The organism is Mesorhizobium sp. P160187 (assembly GCF_057766425.1).
This window is the reverse complement of record NZ_JBYMDX010000003.1, coordinates 2383341-2397803: the sequence shown is the minus strand read 5'-3', so window position 1 is coordinate 2397803 and position 14463 is coordinate 2383341. Positions and strand designations below refer to the sequence as shown.

Genomic DNA, 14463 nt, shown 5'->3' with positions numbered 1-14463 from the left:
CTCAGCCCTTCTTCTTTTTCTTCGGCTTTTCCGCCTTCTTCACCGGCTTCGATGCCTTGGCCTTTTCGGCGGCCCTGGATGCGGCCGGCTTCTTCGCTGCCAGCTTGGCCAGCTGCCTGGTATAGTCCTTGTGCAAGGCGCCGGCGCCCCAGCCCTTGCCTTTGTTCTGTTTCGACAGAGCATCCATGATCGCGACCAGATTGTCGTCGCGGATCTTTTCCAGCTCGCGGATCGACAGGCCGTGCGCCTGGTCGTCCGACTGGGAGGCGATAAGATCGACCAGCTCGTCGTTGAACTCCGGCACATCCATAAGCTTGGTCCACGGCCATTTCAGGCACGGCCCGAACTGCGCCATGAAGTGGCGCATGCCTGCCTCGCCGCCGGCGACGCGATAGACCTGGAACATGCCCATCTGCGCCCAGCGCAGGCCGAAGCCATAGCGCATGATGTCGTCGAGTTCCTCGACCGTGCAGATACCGTCCTTGATCAGCCACAGCGCCTCGCGCCAGGCCGCTTCGAGCAGGCGGTCGCCGACAAAGGCCTCGATCTCCTTGCGGATCACCACCGGCTTCATGCCGATCGATGCATAGATCTCCTTTGCGACCTCGATCGCCTCTGGAAAGGTCTGTTCGCCGCCGACGATCTCGACCAGCGGCAGCAGATAGACCGGGTTGAAGGGATGTCCGACAACCAGACGCTCCGGATGCTTCTTCATCGCCACCTGCATGTCGGTCGGCTTGATGCCCGAGGTGGACGAGCCGACAATGGCGTTGGCCGGCGCGTAGAGATCGATCTCGGCCAGTACGCGGTGTTTGAGGTCGAGCCGCTCCGGCACGCTCTCCTGGATGAAATCGGCGTCGGCCACCGCCTCGGCGATGGTCTTGGCAAAGGTCAGTCTGCCTTCCCTGGGCAGGCCGCCGGGAACCATCTGCTTGTAGGCGCGGCGCGCGCCCTTCATCACTTCCGAGACCTTGCGCGACGCTTCCGGGTCCGGATCGAAGATCGACACGTCGATGCCGTTGAGCAGCAGCCGCGCCACCCAGCCGGCGCCAATGACACCGCCGCCAATGGCGGCTGCCTTGTTGATGATGCTCATGGTCAGGCTCCGGTTTTTGTCTTGGCGGTTTGAGGGTCGATGAGAGGCACGCGCTCGCCGGAGCGGATCACGGAGGGGTCGTAGGCCTTGCGGGCGAAGACTTCGAGCACGAAGGGCCGGAAGAATTCGATCGGCAGCGTGTCGAAGTCCGGGTCGAAGCTCGACTGGTCCCAGCGTTCGCAAAACTGGTCGCAATCGTCGAAATAGGCATGGCTGGCGAAGCGGTCGCGAGCATGGCGGTTGCCGCCGAGATGATGCGCGTAATAGAGCCGCTGGAAGTCGCCATGCTTTTCCACCACCCAGGTGCATTGCTCGCGCACGAAAGGTTTCAGGATCGAGGCGGCGTATTCGTCGTGATTGTACGGTGCGTCGATGTCGCCGATGTCGTGCAGCAGCGCGCAGGCGATCCAGTCGGTGTCGGCGCCGTCGCGCCAGGCACGAGTCGCCGCCTGCAGCGAATGGCCGAGCCGGGTGATCTTGTAGCCGGACAGGCCTTCGTCGAGCTGCACCAAAGCGTCGAGCAGCCGCTCGCCGGTCTTGGCGGCATAGTCGATCTCATGGGCGGTCAGGAACTCGTAGTCTTGCCTGTCGCCATCCTTCATCGCAGTGAATTTGACGGTAGCCATGATCCGCTCCCGTCTTAAGCAGCCGCTGCGATCGGCGCCCGCTTGGTGAGGTTGAGCTTCCTGCGCACTTCCTCCGGCCCCAAAATCCTGGCGCCGAGATTGGTGACGATGCTGGCGGCGCGCTCGACCAGCTGCGCATTGGTGGCCAGCACGCCCTTGTCGAGCCAGAGATTGTCTTCGAGACCGACGCGGACATTGCCGCCGGCGAGCACTGCAGCGGCTGCATAGGCCATCTGGTTGCGGCCGATGGCGAAGGCCGACCAGTTCCAGGTCGACGGCACGTTGTTAACCATGGCCATGAAGGTGTTGAGGTCGTCCGGCGCCCCCCACGGCACACCCATGCAGAGCTGCACCAGCGCGTCGGGATTCAAGACCTTTTCTTCGACCAGCTGCTTGGCGAACCAGAGGTGGCCGGTATCGAAGGCTTCGATCTCCGGCTTGACGCCGAGCGCCGTCATCATGCCGCCCATTGCGCGCAGCATGCCGGGCGTGTTGGTCATGACATAATCGGCCTCGGCGAAGTTCATGGTGCCGCAATCCAGCGTGCAGATTTCCGGCAGGCACTGGCGCACATGTTCCATGCGGTTGGTGGCGCCGCCCATGTCGGTGCCTTTTTCATTGAGCGGCAGGGGCGCTTCCGGTGAGCCGAACACCATGTCGCCGCCCATCCCGGCGGTCAGGTTCAGGATCACATCGACTTCTGCCGCGCGGATGCGGTCCGTCACTTCGCGGTAGAGATGGACATCGCGGCGCGGCTTGCCGGTCTCGGGGTCGCGGACATGGCAGTGGACGATGGCGGCACCGGCCTTGGCCGCATCGATCGCCGAATCGGCGATCTGCTTGGGCGAGCGTGGCACATGCGGGGAGCGGTCCTGCGAGCCGCCGGACCCGGTCACGGCACAGGTAATGAAAACCTCACGGTTCATCGCGAGCGGCATGGACATCTCCTCCCCATAGAAACAGACCCTAACAATGACCGACTTGCCGGAAACTGTTTTGCAATTTACGAAGCTCTCGTGATCAAAAGCGAAAAACCGACCATCTTTCGCGCTGAGCGATCGCCGCTCAAGGTGACGTTGCTGGTGTTTTCAGGCTCGTCCATCATGTGCGTGGCGTCGACCGTCGACCCGCTGCGCGCCGCCAACCGCATCTCAGGCGAGACGCTGTTCGATTTCAAACTGGTCTCGGTCACCGGCGAGGCGCCGGTCACCACATGCGGCCTGCCGGTGGCGGTCAGGGGCCGCTTCGATGCGGCCGAGCCGACCGACGTGCTTGTCGTCGTCGCCGGCTTCGGCACCCAGAATTACGCGACATCGGCTCTGCTTTCCGGATTACGGCGAGCGGCCCGCGCGGCTCGCGCCTGCGGCGGCGTCGAGGCCGGCACATGGCTGGTGGCGCGCGCCGGCCTCCTCGAAGGCCGCAGCGCCACCACCCATTGGGAAGACATGGAGGATTTTTCCTCCGCCTTTCCCGGCGTCGACGTGCGTCCGGACCGCTACGTCATCGACGGACCGGTGTTCACCTCGGGCGGGGCGTCGCCGACCTTCGACCTGATGCTGCATCTGATCCGCACCCGGCTCGGCATGGCCGTCGCGCTCGATGTCGCCAGCGTCTTCATCTACGACCAGGCGCGCGCCGCGACCGACGCGCAGCCGCTGGTCTCGCTCGGCCGGCTCGACGGCTACGACCCGCGTCTGGCGCAGGCTATCCGGCTGATGGAATCGCATGTCGACCAGCCGCTGACCATCGACGCGGTGGCAAAACGCGCCGGGGTGACGGCGCGGACATTGGAGAGCATTTTTCGCAAGTCGATCGGCGAGACGCCGGGCGCATATTATCTCAGGCTGCGGCTGGGCGCGGCGCGGCGGCTGGTGGTCGACACGCGGATCGCCATGGCGGATATTGCCGGGCGGACGGGGTTCTCGTCCGCCGCGGCATTTTCCAGAGCGTTTTCAAGAGCGTTCGGCGAAGCCCCGGTCAGGCTGCGCCGAGGTTGATGCATGTCGCCCAAAAGTGTGTCGCGGTTTTGGGATTACGACATGCACGGACAAAGGGAGATCAGGCTGCGTTCTGTCGATCGCTGCCGGCGTCCATCTGCGAGCGCATCTGCCTCGCCAGACGGACTTCAAATCGGCTGCTGACAGCACGATCCCATTCGTTTTTCACGCTGTCGGTCGGCCGCGGCAGCGCCATCAGCCGGTCGATGATCGATCCGGTCTCGCCGGATGAGAGCAGGGCGTCGATTTCGCGTTCATGCTGCATATCGGTTCGCCTCCTTCCTTTTCACCCGCCACAACCGCATCCTTATACGAGATACGTGACGGCAGTTTGAAGGCAAGAGCGAGGTCATTGAGGGGCGCCAAAGGGCAAACCCTTGTCGTCGGATAGGGTCTTGCGCAAACCCCATTCCGGGGCGGCCGGAATGTTATCCAGCCACCCTTGAGCACAACGAATCGGCTTTCCGCCCTCAGACGTAGCGGTTGACGATGTTTTCCAGCAACTCCTGGCGGCCGGAGCGTGGCTGCGGCTCGATCTTCTTCTTCACCACGCGCTCGGCGATGTCTTCCAGCGAGCGCTTGCCCGACAGCATCGCCTTGCCCTCGGCCGTGTTCCAACCGGCATAGCGCTCGGCCAGCGGACCCGACAGCGCCTTGTCCTCGACCATCTTGGCGGCTGCCTTGAGACCTCGTGCGCAGGAATCCATGCCGCCGATATGGCCGATCAGCAGGTCCTGCGGGTCGAGCGACTGGCGGCGCAGCTTGGCGTCGAAATTGGTGCCGCCGGTCTTGAAGCCGCCGGCCTGCAACACCTGGTAATAGGCCAGCGCCATCTCCGGCACATTGTTGGGGAACTGGTCGGTGTCCCAGCCCGACTGGTAGTCGTTGCGGTTCATGTCGATCGAGCCGAAGACGCCGAGCGCATTGGCCAGCGCCAGCTCGTGCTCAAAGGAATGGCCGGCAAGAATCGCGTGGCCCTGCTCGATGTTCAGCTTCACTTCCTTCTCCAGCCCGAAGCGCTTGAGGAAACCGTAGACCGTGGCAACGTCGTAGTCGTACTGATGCTTGGTCGGCTCCTGCGGCTTCGGCTCGATCAGGATCGTGCCTTTGAAGCCGATCTTGTGCTTGTAGTCGACGACGAGACTGAGGAAGCGCCCGGCCTGCTCCTGCTCGCGAGCAAGATCAGTGTTGAGCAGCGTTTCATAGCCCTCGCGCCCGCCCCACAGTACATAATTCTCGCCCTTCAGCCGCTTCGTGACGTCGATGCAGCTTTTCACCGTCGCCGCCGCATAGGCGAAGACATCCGGATCGGGATTGGTGGCGGCGCCCGACATGAAGCGGCGGTTGGAGAACAGGTTGGCCGTGCCCCAGAGCAGTTTGACGCCGGTCTTCTTCATCTTGGCGGCAAAATAGTCGGCGATCTCGTCGAGCCGCGCGGCACTTTCGGAGAAATCCTTGCCTTCCGGCCGCACGTCGGCGTCGTGGAAGCAGAAATAGGGCGCGCCGAGCAGCGAGAACATCTCGAAGGCGACGTCGGCTTTCAGCTTGGCCAGTTCCATCGTGTCGACGCCGCCAGCCTTGGGAAACCAGGGCCGGTCGAAGGTCTGGCCGCCAAAGGGATCGCCGCCCGGCCAGGCGAAAGAATGCCAGTAGGCGACGGCGAAGCGCAGATGGTCTTCCAGCCGTTTGCCGGCCACCACCTCGTCGGGATTGTAGAAGCGGTAGGCCAGCGGATTGGTGGAATCCGGCCCCTCATACTTGATCGCTTTGATGTCGCCGAAAAATCCGCTGCTCATGATTTCTGTCCTCTCTCGAATAGTTCACCCTGATTACCTCAGGCGTAATTGGTTTCGCTCTCGCTTGGGGTGAAAAGCCTCGTGTCAAAGCCACTCAACGAAGGAGACAGACCATGACCGACCTCAATACGATCGCCCAGAACTACATCACCGCCTGGAACGAGGCCGATGCGGATCGCCGTGCCGAACTGCTCAAGGCCACCTTCACCGAAGACGTCAGCTACCGCGATCCGCTCATGCAGGGCGACGGCCACGCCGGCGTTGCTGGGCTGATCGACGGCGTACAGCAGCGCTTCGCCGGCTTCCGGTTCTCGCTGAAGGGTACGCCGGACGGGTTTGGCGACCGCATCCGCTTCTCGTGGAATCTTGGGCCGGAAGGCGTGCCGTCGGTTATCGAAGGCACCGATATCGGTGTTATCGAAAATGGGCGCCTGAAGAGCGTCACCGGGTTTCTGGACAAGGTGCCGGCGCAGTGATCGATTAAGGGTGGCGCGAGACACCCCCCTCTGCCCTGCCGGGCATCTCCCCCGCAAGGGGGGAGATTGGCTGGCATCCACGCCTTCGCTAATCACCCACCTTACAAGACTGGCATACCCGCCGACGCTGCCGATCTCCCCCCTTGCGGGGGAGATGCCCGGCAGGGCAGAGGGGGGTGCCTCGCGCCGACTCACGCGGTCATGCCTTTTATCGCCGGGTATAGCGCCCGGTAGCGCTGGTACGCATCGGCATACGCCCCGCCAAGCGCAGCATCCGGCTCGATCGTCGCATCCGTCCTCGGCGCCGTGCACACCGCCAGCGGATCAGCCCCTGTCGCCGCGATCAGACCAAGCCTCGCCGCGCCAAAGGCAGCACCGAAATCGCCGTCGGCCGGAATGTCCACGGGCACCTGCAGCGCCGTAGCGATCGCCTTCAGCCAGTAGCGCGAGCGCGAGCCGCCGCCGATTGCCGTCACCCGCGTCAAATCCGTGCCGGCGGTCTTCAAGGCTTCGAGACTGTCGCGGAATGCGAAGGCGACGCCTTCAAGCACGGCCTGCGTCAGCACCGCGCGGCTCGACTCATGCGCCAGTCCGGTGAAGGACCCACGAATGGCGGAATCATTGTGCGGCGTGCGCTCGCCCGAGAGATAGGGCAGGAACGACACCCCGCTCGGCGCTTTCAGCACATCGCCAAGTTCGGCGGTCAATTCGCCGGCCTTCTTGCCTGAAATCTCCGAAAGCCAGTTCAGCGAATCGGTCGCAGACAGGATGACCCCCATCTGGTGCCAGGTGTTGGGCAGGGCATGGCAGAAGGTGTGCACCGCGCTTGCCGGATTGGGCAGGTAGGAAGCGTTGGCAGCAAACAGCACGCCAGATGTGCCCAGCGACACAAAAGCGTGGCCGGCGCCGACCGTGCCCATGCCGCAGGCTGAAGCCGCATTGTCGCCGGCGCCGCCGGCAACCGGGGTGCCCGATGCTATGCCCCAGCTGGCGGCCAGTTCGGCGCGCAAGGCTCCAGCCTTCTCCGTGCCTTCGACCAGCGACGGCATCTGCCTTTCGTCGAGCGATGTCGCCGCAAGCAACTCGGGGGACCAGCGCCGTTTGCCGACATCGAGCCAGGAGGTGCCGGCCGAGTCGGACATTTCTGAGATATGCTCGCCGGTCAGCCACAGCCGCAGGAAATCCTTCGGCAAAAGCACTTTTGCAACCTCGGCGAAAACCGCGGGCTCATTGTTCTTCACCCAGGCGAGTTTCGGCGCCGTGAAGCCGGGGAAGACGATATTCCCGGTGAGTTGGCGAAAGCGCGGGTCGGCATCGAGCGCCGCGGCCTCAGCGTGGCTGCGCGTATCGTTCCACAGAATGCAGGGGCGCAGCACCTGGTCGCCGGCATCGAGCAAGGTGGCGCCATGCATATGGCCGGAAAGGCCGATGCCCTTGACCGCGGCAAGCTCTTTCGGGTGCGAGGCTTTCAGCTCGGCAATGGCCGTCTCGCAGGCGCGGATCCAGTCGGCGGGGTTTTGTTCGGACCAGCCGGGATGCGGCCGCGATACGTCAAGCGAAGCATGGCCGGAGCCGATGATCTTCTGCCCGGCATCGATCAACAGCGCCTTGACGCCCGACGTGCCGAGATCGAGGCCGAGATACATGCATTCCTCCCATTGCCATTAATTTTTTCGGGTCTCGAAAAAATCTGGCTTGCCAGTTTTTAAAACAAGATCCGCCGCGGGTCAATTCTCTGACAAATTGGCGGCGCGTTGCGAAAACAGCGCCGACAGCGGACTGTCCGGCCGGACCAGTGCGCGCTCGGCGGTCAACGCCCAGGCAAGCGCCGTGTCGCCGGCGCGCAACGCCGCCTCGATCAGCGTGAGATCAATCACATCGCGCTGGGCGTGGCTGCCGCCAAAGCGATGGGCAATGGCGCGGATCGGTCGGATCAGGCGCACCGCTTCGCTGTAATTGCCCTCGCCGAATGCCTTGATGCCTTCCGTCAGTGGCTGGCCGACATCCCGGGTAAAGGCGGCATTGTCGTCGCTGCCGCGCATCGCCTCGTGCTGGGCTTCGAGCAAGATCTTGGCCGACGCTTCGAGCCCGGCGCCGACGAATGCCATCATCGCATGCGCATCGTTGAAGGCGTAATTGCCGGCTCCAGCCTTTGGCGCCCAGTTGGCGGCGAGCGCTGCCCAGCGGTCGCCGACATCGACACCGCCGAGATAAAGCCGCCACAGGATCGCGGATGCATCGACCATGTTCAGCGCCAGCGTCGAACGCTCGCCATAGATCGGCCCGTCATAGAGTTTGAGCACCTCGTCGGTCTCGCCGAGATCGTAGTGGAACAGCGCCAGATGCCACCAATTATGCACCTGCAGGAAGCTCTCTTTGGTCCACGCCTCGGGATTGGCGCGCATCCAGGCGATGCCGTCCCGTTGCCGGCTCTGCATCTCCATGACATGGGCGACCGCGTGCTGCGCCCAGCCGTCTCGCGGCTCGATCTCGATCGCCTGTCGGCCGAAACTTTCGGCTCTGATATAGTCGCCCATCTCCTCGAGACCGAAGGCCTGCATACCGAGAATGGCGTGATAACCTGGCATGCCGCTCTGCCAGGACGGTAGCGCGCGGCCGATACGGTCGCGCAGCATGCGGGCATTGCCGGTGAAGAAGTCGATCTGGTGGCCGACCTGCAACGCCACCGCGTCGAGCGGGTTGTCGATGGCGATATCTTCGAGCAGGCGCGCGGCGTCATGCCAGCGTCCCTCGGCAAGGTGGCCAAGGGCCGCCACATGCGCCTGTTCGCGCGGCGTCGCGGCAAGCGGCAGTGCCGCAGCATGGCATGCCTGGGCGACCGCCGTTGCCTCGCGTTCGGTGGCGAGGCCGAACAGATACCCCTTGAAGACATGCGCCATGACGAAACCGGGATCCGCCGATATGGCGCGGTCAACGGAGCCGACCGGGTCGCCGACGAAGCATTGCAATTCATGAACGGCCTGGCTGTAGGGTGAAAACCCGGCCTCGGTCGCGCCCGAAAACATTAGGCCGAATGGATCTCTTACTGCCATATCGGCCCTGATGCTCCGCAGTTCCTAATGGCCCGAGCGCATCGCCACCGTGGCGATCCCGGCGCCGACCAGCAGCGTGCCGCCGGTGCGGTTGAAGATGCGGATCGCCTTGGGGTTGCGTACGACGTTGCGGGCGCGCGCCGCAATCAGCGCGTAGCCGAAGGCATTGGCGAAGGCGAGCGCCAGGAAGGTCGTTTCGAAGATCAGCATCTGTGTCCAGAAATCGGCTTCCCGATTGAGGAACTGCGGCAGGAAGGCGACAAAGAACGTGATGCTCTTCGGGTTGAGTGCGGTGACCAGCCAGGCGTGCGCCATCATCTTGGCGGCCGAGACGGCATCTGTGCGTGGTTCGGCTTTGAGCGCGCCGCCGGCGCGAAACAGTTTTACCCCGAGATAGATCAGATAGCAGGCGCCGATCAGCTTCAGAATGGTGAACACGGTCGCCGACGCGGCCAGCAGCGCGCCGATGCCCAGCATCGACAGGGTCATGGCGGTGAAGTCGCCCAGCGCCACGCCGACGGCCATCGGCAAGGCAGTGCGCCAGCCCTGGCCCAGCGCATAGGACACGACCAGAAGAATGGTCGGGCCCGGAATGATGAGCAGCACGGCCGAGGCGGCGGCGAAGGCGGCCCAGTTTTCGAACGACATCTTTGTCTCCTTGAGCGCAAAGAAAAGGATAAATCCTCGTGTGCGGAGGAATGTAAAGAGCCCTCTCCCAAAAATGCACTGCGGACCATTTCGCCCGACCGCTGCGGCTATTGGCGGCACAAGTTTAATGCCGGTCGTTGGGCCTTCACCCTTTTTCAACCATGTTTGGCGAAACTGCCTGCTATCCGGCCGGACCGTGTTTCCCGCCGACAGCGTAGGGTTGGGTGCATGCGTGAGTTGCCGCAGAATGTGACGCCGCCAGCAAATGGCGACGCAAACGAGACCGAACATCTCTATTCCCGCCGCTTCGTCCTGTCAGGGGCCGGCGCCATGACGCTACTCGGCATGGCCGGCTGCAGCACTTCGACGCTCGAGCTGCCGCAATTCCAGCTGGATGACACGGTCACCGGCTCGGTGCGGCCGATCCGTCCGGCGATCAGCGTCGACAAGAACGTCACCGGCCCCGATGTCATGTACGCTTCGCTCAACGATGGCGGCTTCGAAGTGCCGGCGGTGCCCTATCAGAAGGTCAAGCCGGAGTTCCGCCGCCAGATCGTCGTCAACGAGACCGGCGAGGCGCCCGGCACCATTGTCGTCCATCTGCAGGAGCGAAAGCTCTATCTGGTGCAGGAGGGCGGCGACGCCATCCGCTACGGCGTCGGCATCGGCAAGGACGGCTTCCGCTGGTCCGGCCGCGCCAACATCCAGTACGGCAAGGAATGGCCGACCTGGACGCCGCCGCCGGAGATGATCCAGCGCAAGCCGGAACTGGTGAAATGGCAAAACGGCCAGCCCGGTGGCCTCACCAACCCGCTCGGCGCACGCGCTCTTTACATCTACCAGGACGGCAAGGACACCGGCTACCGCATACACGGTTCGCCGGAATGGGCGAGCATCGGCCAGGCGATGTCGTCGGGCTGCGTGCGCCTGATCAACCAGGATATCATCGACCTCTACAGCCGCGTTTCCAAGAAGAACCCGGTCGTCGTCGTCTGATCCTGTGCGGCGGTTTGGCGCCGCTGGAAACTCCCGTTGCGCGATGCGGCAAGCTAGGCCAAGGTGCCTTGAAAACCACAGCGCCGGGAGAGATCGAGCATGGCTGGAACGTTTGTCATCGCACAGGGCGGCGGCCCGACCGCCGTCATCAACCAGACGGTTGTCGGGGCCACGCTGGAAGTCCGCAAGCGCCATCCCGGCGCCAAGGTGCTGGGCTCGCTCCACGGCGTGCGCGGCATTCGTGACGGCAACTATGTCGACCTCTCCGCCATCCCAGAGGACCGGCTGCGGCTGATCGCCGGCACGCCGAGTGCCGCGCTCGGCTCGACACGCGACAAGCCCGACGCTGCCTATTGCGAGGTCATCCTCAAGGGCCTGAAGAAGGCCGGCGCCGACGCCTTCATCTATATCGGCGGCAACGACACGTCGGGCACGCAGCAGATCCTGACCGACGCAGCCGGCGGCAGCATCGCTTTCGTCCATGCGCCAAAAACCATCGACAACGACCTCGAGGAAAACGACCACACGCCGGGCTTCATCTCGGCGGCCGAGTTCGTCGCCGGCGCCTTCCTGTCCGTCGATCTCGATTTCCGCGCATTGCCCGGCATCTATGTCGGCATCGTCATGGGCCGGCATGCCGGCTTCCTAACCGCGGCGGCTGCAGCCTGGCAGCTCGATCCCGACAGCGGCCCGCATCTGATCTACGTGCCGGAACGGCCATTCTCCGCCGCCGGTTTCATCGACGACGTGCGCGCCACGCTCGACCGCCACAAGCGTTGCATCGTCGCCGTCTCCGAAGGAGTCAGCACCGCCGACGGCAAGGCGCTGGTCGAAAGCCTGGTGCCGCCGGACAAGCTCGAGCGCGACGCGCATGGCAACGTCAAACTGTCGGGCAGCGACCTGCCGTCAGCTCTGGAACGTGCGCTCGCCGAAGGCCTCCCGGGCAAGCGCGCCCGCGTCGATGCGCTTGGCTACATGCCGCGCGGCTATGTCGGCGCGATCAGCGCCGTCGACGCGCAGGAGGCTTTCGACGCCGGCGCCTTCGCGGTTGCCGTTGCCAGCGAAGGCGGTGGCTCGGTGGCGCTGCAATATGACGGCACGAAAACCGTGCTGAAGAAGGTGCCGCTGAAGAACGTCGCCGGCAAGACGCGCCATATGCCCGACGATTTCATGAAGCCCGATGTCAACCAGCTGTCGGAAGCGGGCATGGCTTACCTGAAGCGGCTGGTGCCGGAAAAATACAAGGTGGGAAAGCCCTTCGTCTGATGGGCGGCCGTTTTGGCGGCACCCGTTTTGGTGGCGAGCGCGTTGTCGGCGACTGGTTCGGCAAGACGATCATCGACGACCGCACGACGATGCTGACCGAGCCGTTCGTGCATGATTTCGTGCGCGCCAACATCTGGCATTTCAGGGGACGCTACGCCGACCTGCTGGTCGACACCGGCATGGGCATCTGCCCGCTGGCGCCTGAGATCGACACGCCCGAGGGCAAGCCGCTCATCGTTGTCGCCACCCACATCCATCTCGACCATGTCGGCTCGCTGCACGAGTTTCCGCTGCGCGCCGGGCCGCGGCACAGTGCCGAGCATTTCGAGACCATGAACGATCAGGTGACCTACGCCTACATGTTCAACAATCTCGACGGCGCCGTTTCGAAATTGCCGGCGCCGGGCTGGACGGCGGCCGACTACAAGATCCCGCCGGCGCCGCTGACGCGCACGCTGGACGAGGGCGACATCGTCGACCTCGGCGACCGGCAGTTCCGCGTCCTGCATCTGCCCGGACATTCGCCGGATTCGGTCGCTTTGTTCGACGAGGCAGACGGCCTGTTCTTTGCCGGCGACGCCATCTACGATTCCACGCTGATCGACGACCTGCCGGATTCCTCCCGGCCTGATTATCGCCGTACCATGCAGCGGCTCCTTGACCTGCCTGTTCGCCTCGGCCATGGCGGCCATGGGCCGAGCTTCGACGGCAACCGGATGCGCGAGATCGCCACAGCCTATCTCAGGCGCACCGGAGGCCTCTGACGACATTGTGATTGGAACCAGCGTGGCGCCGTGGTCGAGCGCGTCAATCCGGACAAGGCAGCTGCCAATGCCGGCCTGCAGCCGGGCGACGTCATCGTCGCCGTCGACCGGTCGCCCGTGCGGGATGCGCGGCAAGCCAACCAGGCGATCGCCAAGGCCGGCAGATCGGGCCGGAAGTCGGTGCTGCTTTTGGTCGACCGGGGCGACGCGCAAATCTTCGTCGCCGTACCCTTCGCCGCCGGTTGAGACATGATGCGGCGGGCTCGCTGAACGATCGGCAGGCCTGCCGCACGGCCCCGCCAAAATTCCTGTTGCCCGCCGCGACATCTTCGAGAACATTACGGCAGGCCGGCAATGGCCTGCTAAAAACGGACAGTCCGATGGTCACTCGCGGTTTTTCCTCCGGTCGAAAGCCTCCGACGGAGACCGATGCGCGCATTCCGCCCGGTCAGTATCTCGAACAGGGCTTTCCGGTGCTGTCGGCGGGGCCGACGCCGCGGGTGCGCACCGAGGACTGGTCGTTCACGCTCAAGCACGGGCCGCGCCCGATCAAGAAATGGAACTGGGCCGAGTTCAACGCGCTGCCCTTGACCAAGATGACGCGCGACATCCATTGCGTTACCGCCTGGACCAAGTTCGATACCGCCTGGCAAGGCGTGCTGGTCGACGACATTCTTGCCGATGCAGGCATCGAAGCGCCGACCGGCTTCCTGCTGGCGCATGGCTGTGACGGCTATACCACCAACGTGCCGGCCAAGGATCTCACCGCGGGGAAGGCGATGGTGGCGCTGCTTTATGAAGGCAAGCCGATCACTGCCGACCATGGCGGCCCGGCGCGGCTCCTGGTGCCGCATCTCTATTTCTGGAAATCGGCCAAATGGCTGAACGGGCTGCAGTTCACCGAGCGCGACGAGCCGGGCTTCTGGGAATTGCGCGGCTATCACATCTATGGCGACCCGTGGCGCGAGCAGCGCTATAGCGGCGATCCATGAGCGAAGCGCCGCAATCTCCCTGGCAGACGGCGAAAATCACCCGGATCGAAAAGCGGACGCCACGCGTCACCAGTTTCTTTTTCGCGCTGTCACGGCCATTCGCCTATCGCGCCGGACAGCATGTCGACGTCAGGCTGACGGCGCCTGACGGCTACCAGGCGCGCCGCTCCTATTCCATCGCCTCGGCGCCGGAGAGCGGCGCCACGATCGAGCTGGCGATCGAGAAGCTCGACGACGGTGAAGTCTCGCCCTTCTTCCACGACATCGCCGCGGTCGGTGACGAGATCGAACTGCGCGGGCCGCTCGGCGGCCATTTCGTCTGGTCCGATGGGGATGGCGGGCCGCTGCTTCTGGTCGGCGGCGGCTCCGGCGTGGTGCCGCTGATGGCGATGGTGCGGCATCGAACCTTGCGCAAATCGGCGGTGCCGGTCGCGCTGATGTTTTCGGTGCGGGTCTGGGACGAGGTGATCTTCCGCGACGAGCTGATCGGCCTCGGCGACCGCGGCGACGGGTTCGAACTGGTGCTGACGCTGACGCGCGAGGCGGCACGGCGCCCGTCCGACTATTCGAGGCGCATCGACACGGCAATGGTCATGCAGGCGCTCACGCGGCTGCCGCGGCCGCCGGCGCTCGCCTTCGTCTGCGGGTCGAACGCCTTCGTCTCGGCGGCTGCCCAGGCGCTGATCGACGCCGGCATATCAGCGGAAATCATCCGCACCGAGCGCTATGGCGTCTGAGAGGGCCACAGTGGTT

At 64.3% G+C, this 14463-nt stretch carries 15 protein-coding genes and 1 pseudogene; 8 read left to right on the top strand and 8 right to left on the bottom strand.

The features are described from left to right. Position 1 precedes the first annotated feature (1 nt). From AC3CCE_RS15085 to bcoG, 3 genes are read right to left on the bottom strand one after another with little or no spacing between them, the layout of a single operon-like run. On the bottom strand, positions 2-1096 hold the full coding sequence (locus tag AC3CCE_RS15085; protein ID WP_023831232.1) for a carnitine 3-dehydrogenase: 1095 nt from the start codon (positions 1094-1096) through the stop codon (positions 2-4). Between the two features lie 2 nt (positions 1097-1098). After that, the gene (locus AC3CCE_RS15080; protein WP_352624090.1) at positions 1099-1722 is read right to left on the bottom strand and encodes an HD domain-containing protein; all 624 of its coding nucleotides are present in this window, start codon (positions 1720-1722) and stop codon (positions 1099-1101) included. Positions 1723-1736: 14 nt separating this feature from the next. After that, complete coding sequence (bcoG, locus tag AC3CCE_RS15075) at positions 1737-2660, bottom strand: 3-dehydrocarnitine:acetyl-CoA trimethylamine transferase BcoG (RefSeq protein ID WP_023668863.1); 924 nt, start codon at positions 2658-2660, stop codon at positions 1737-1739. A gap of 78 nt (positions 2661-2738) precedes the next feature. Here bcoG and AC3CCE_RS15070 point away from each other — a divergent pair, with 78 nt between their 5' ends. Further along, positions 2739-3719, top strand: coding sequence for a GlxA family transcriptional regulator (locus AC3CCE_RS15070; protein ID WP_023668864.1), 981 nt, complete (start codon positions 2739-2741; stop codon positions 3717-3719). Positions 3720-3780: 61 nt separating this feature from the next. On the opposite strand, the gene AC3CCE_RS15065 is transcribed toward AC3CCE_RS15070, so the two are convergent. Beyond that, positions 3781-3984: a hypothetical protein gene (locus AC3CCE_RS15065; protein ID WP_023668865.1), complete on the bottom strand. Its 204-nt coding sequence runs from the start codon at positions 3982-3984 to the stop codon at positions 3781-3783. A 205-nt stretch (positions 3985-4189) separates the two neighbouring features. Next, positions 4190-5515, bottom strand: a complete 1326-nt coding sequence (gene xylA / locus AC3CCE_RS15060; protein ID WP_023684279.1) for a xylose isomerase — start codon at positions 5513-5515, stop codon at positions 4190-4192. Between the two features lie 113 nt (positions 5516-5628). Between xylA and AC3CCE_RS15055 the strand changes: the two genes are divergently transcribed. Beyond that, complete coding sequence (locus tag AC3CCE_RS15055) at positions 5629-5991, top strand: nuclear transport factor 2 family protein (protein WP_023689938.1); 363 nt, start codon at positions 5629-5631, stop codon at positions 5989-5991. A gap of 191 nt (positions 5992-6182) precedes the next feature. Here the strand turns inward: AC3CCE_RS15055 and xylB are convergent, their stop codons facing one another. The 3 genes from xylB to AC3CCE_RS15040 all read right to left on the bottom strand — a co-directional run bounded on the left by xylB (position 6183) and on the right by AC3CCE_RS15040 (position 9692). Then, positions 6183-7637 carry a xylulokinase gene (xylB, locus tag AC3CCE_RS15050; RefSeq protein WP_023711297.1) on the bottom strand — a complete coding sequence of 485 codons (1455 nt, stop codon included), beginning with the start codon at positions 7635-7637 and terminating at the stop codon, positions 6183-6185. Positions 7638-7718: 81 nt separating this feature from the next. Continuing rightward, entirely contained in the window at positions 7719-9044 is a 1326-nt protein-coding gene (locus tag AC3CCE_RS15045) for a tetratricopeptide repeat protein (protein WP_023694250.1), read from the bottom strand. A gap of 24 nt (positions 9045-9068) precedes the next feature. After that, positions 9069-9692, bottom strand: coding sequence for a LysE family translocator (locus AC3CCE_RS15040; protein WP_023694251.1), 624 nt, complete (start codon positions 9690-9692; stop codon positions 9069-9071). 228 nt (positions 9693-9920) lie between these two features. On the opposite strand from AC3CCE_RS15040, the gene AC3CCE_RS15035 reads away from it, so the two are divergent. The 6 genes and pseudogenes from AC3CCE_RS15035 (at position 9921) to AC3CCE_RS15010 (ending at position 14447) form a co-directional block, all read left to right on the top strand. Next, positions 9921-10688 (top strand): L,D-transpeptidase, encoded by a 768-nt coding sequence (locus tag AC3CCE_RS15035; RefSeq protein WP_023668871.1) that lies wholly within the window; start codon positions 9921-9923, stop codon positions 10686-10688. A 99-nt stretch (positions 10689-10787) separates the two neighbouring features. Then, entirely contained in the window at positions 10788-11954 is a 1167-nt protein-coding gene (locus tag AC3CCE_RS15030) for a diphosphate--fructose-6-phosphate 1-phosphotransferase (RefSeq protein ID WP_023694252.1), read from the top strand. Beyond that, positions 11954-12718: an MBL fold metallo-hydrolase gene (locus tag AC3CCE_RS15025; protein ID WP_352624095.1), complete on the top strand. Its 765-nt coding sequence runs from the start codon at positions 11954-11956 to the stop codon at positions 12716-12718. The genes AC3CCE_RS15030 and AC3CCE_RS15025 overlap by 1 nt, the downstream gene beginning before the upstream one ends. A gap of 21 nt (positions 12719-12739) precedes the next feature. Next, positions 12740-12964 (top strand): annotated as a pseudogene (locus AC3CCE_RS15020) (PDZ domain-containing protein); the annotation flags it as partial. Positions 12965-13098: 134 nt separating this feature from the next. Then, positions 13099-13710, top strand: coding sequence for a molybdopterin-dependent oxidoreductase (locus tag AC3CCE_RS15015; RefSeq protein WP_352624097.1), 612 nt, complete (start codon positions 13099-13101; stop codon positions 13708-13710). Further along, positions 13707-14447 carry an FAD-binding oxidoreductase gene (locus AC3CCE_RS15010; RefSeq protein WP_352624099.1) on the top strand — a complete coding sequence of 247 codons (741 nt, stop codon included), beginning with the start codon at positions 13707-13709 and terminating at the stop codon, positions 14445-14447. The genes AC3CCE_RS15015 and AC3CCE_RS15010 overlap by 4 nt, the downstream gene beginning before the upstream one ends. Positions 14448-14463 lie beyond the last annotated feature (16 nt).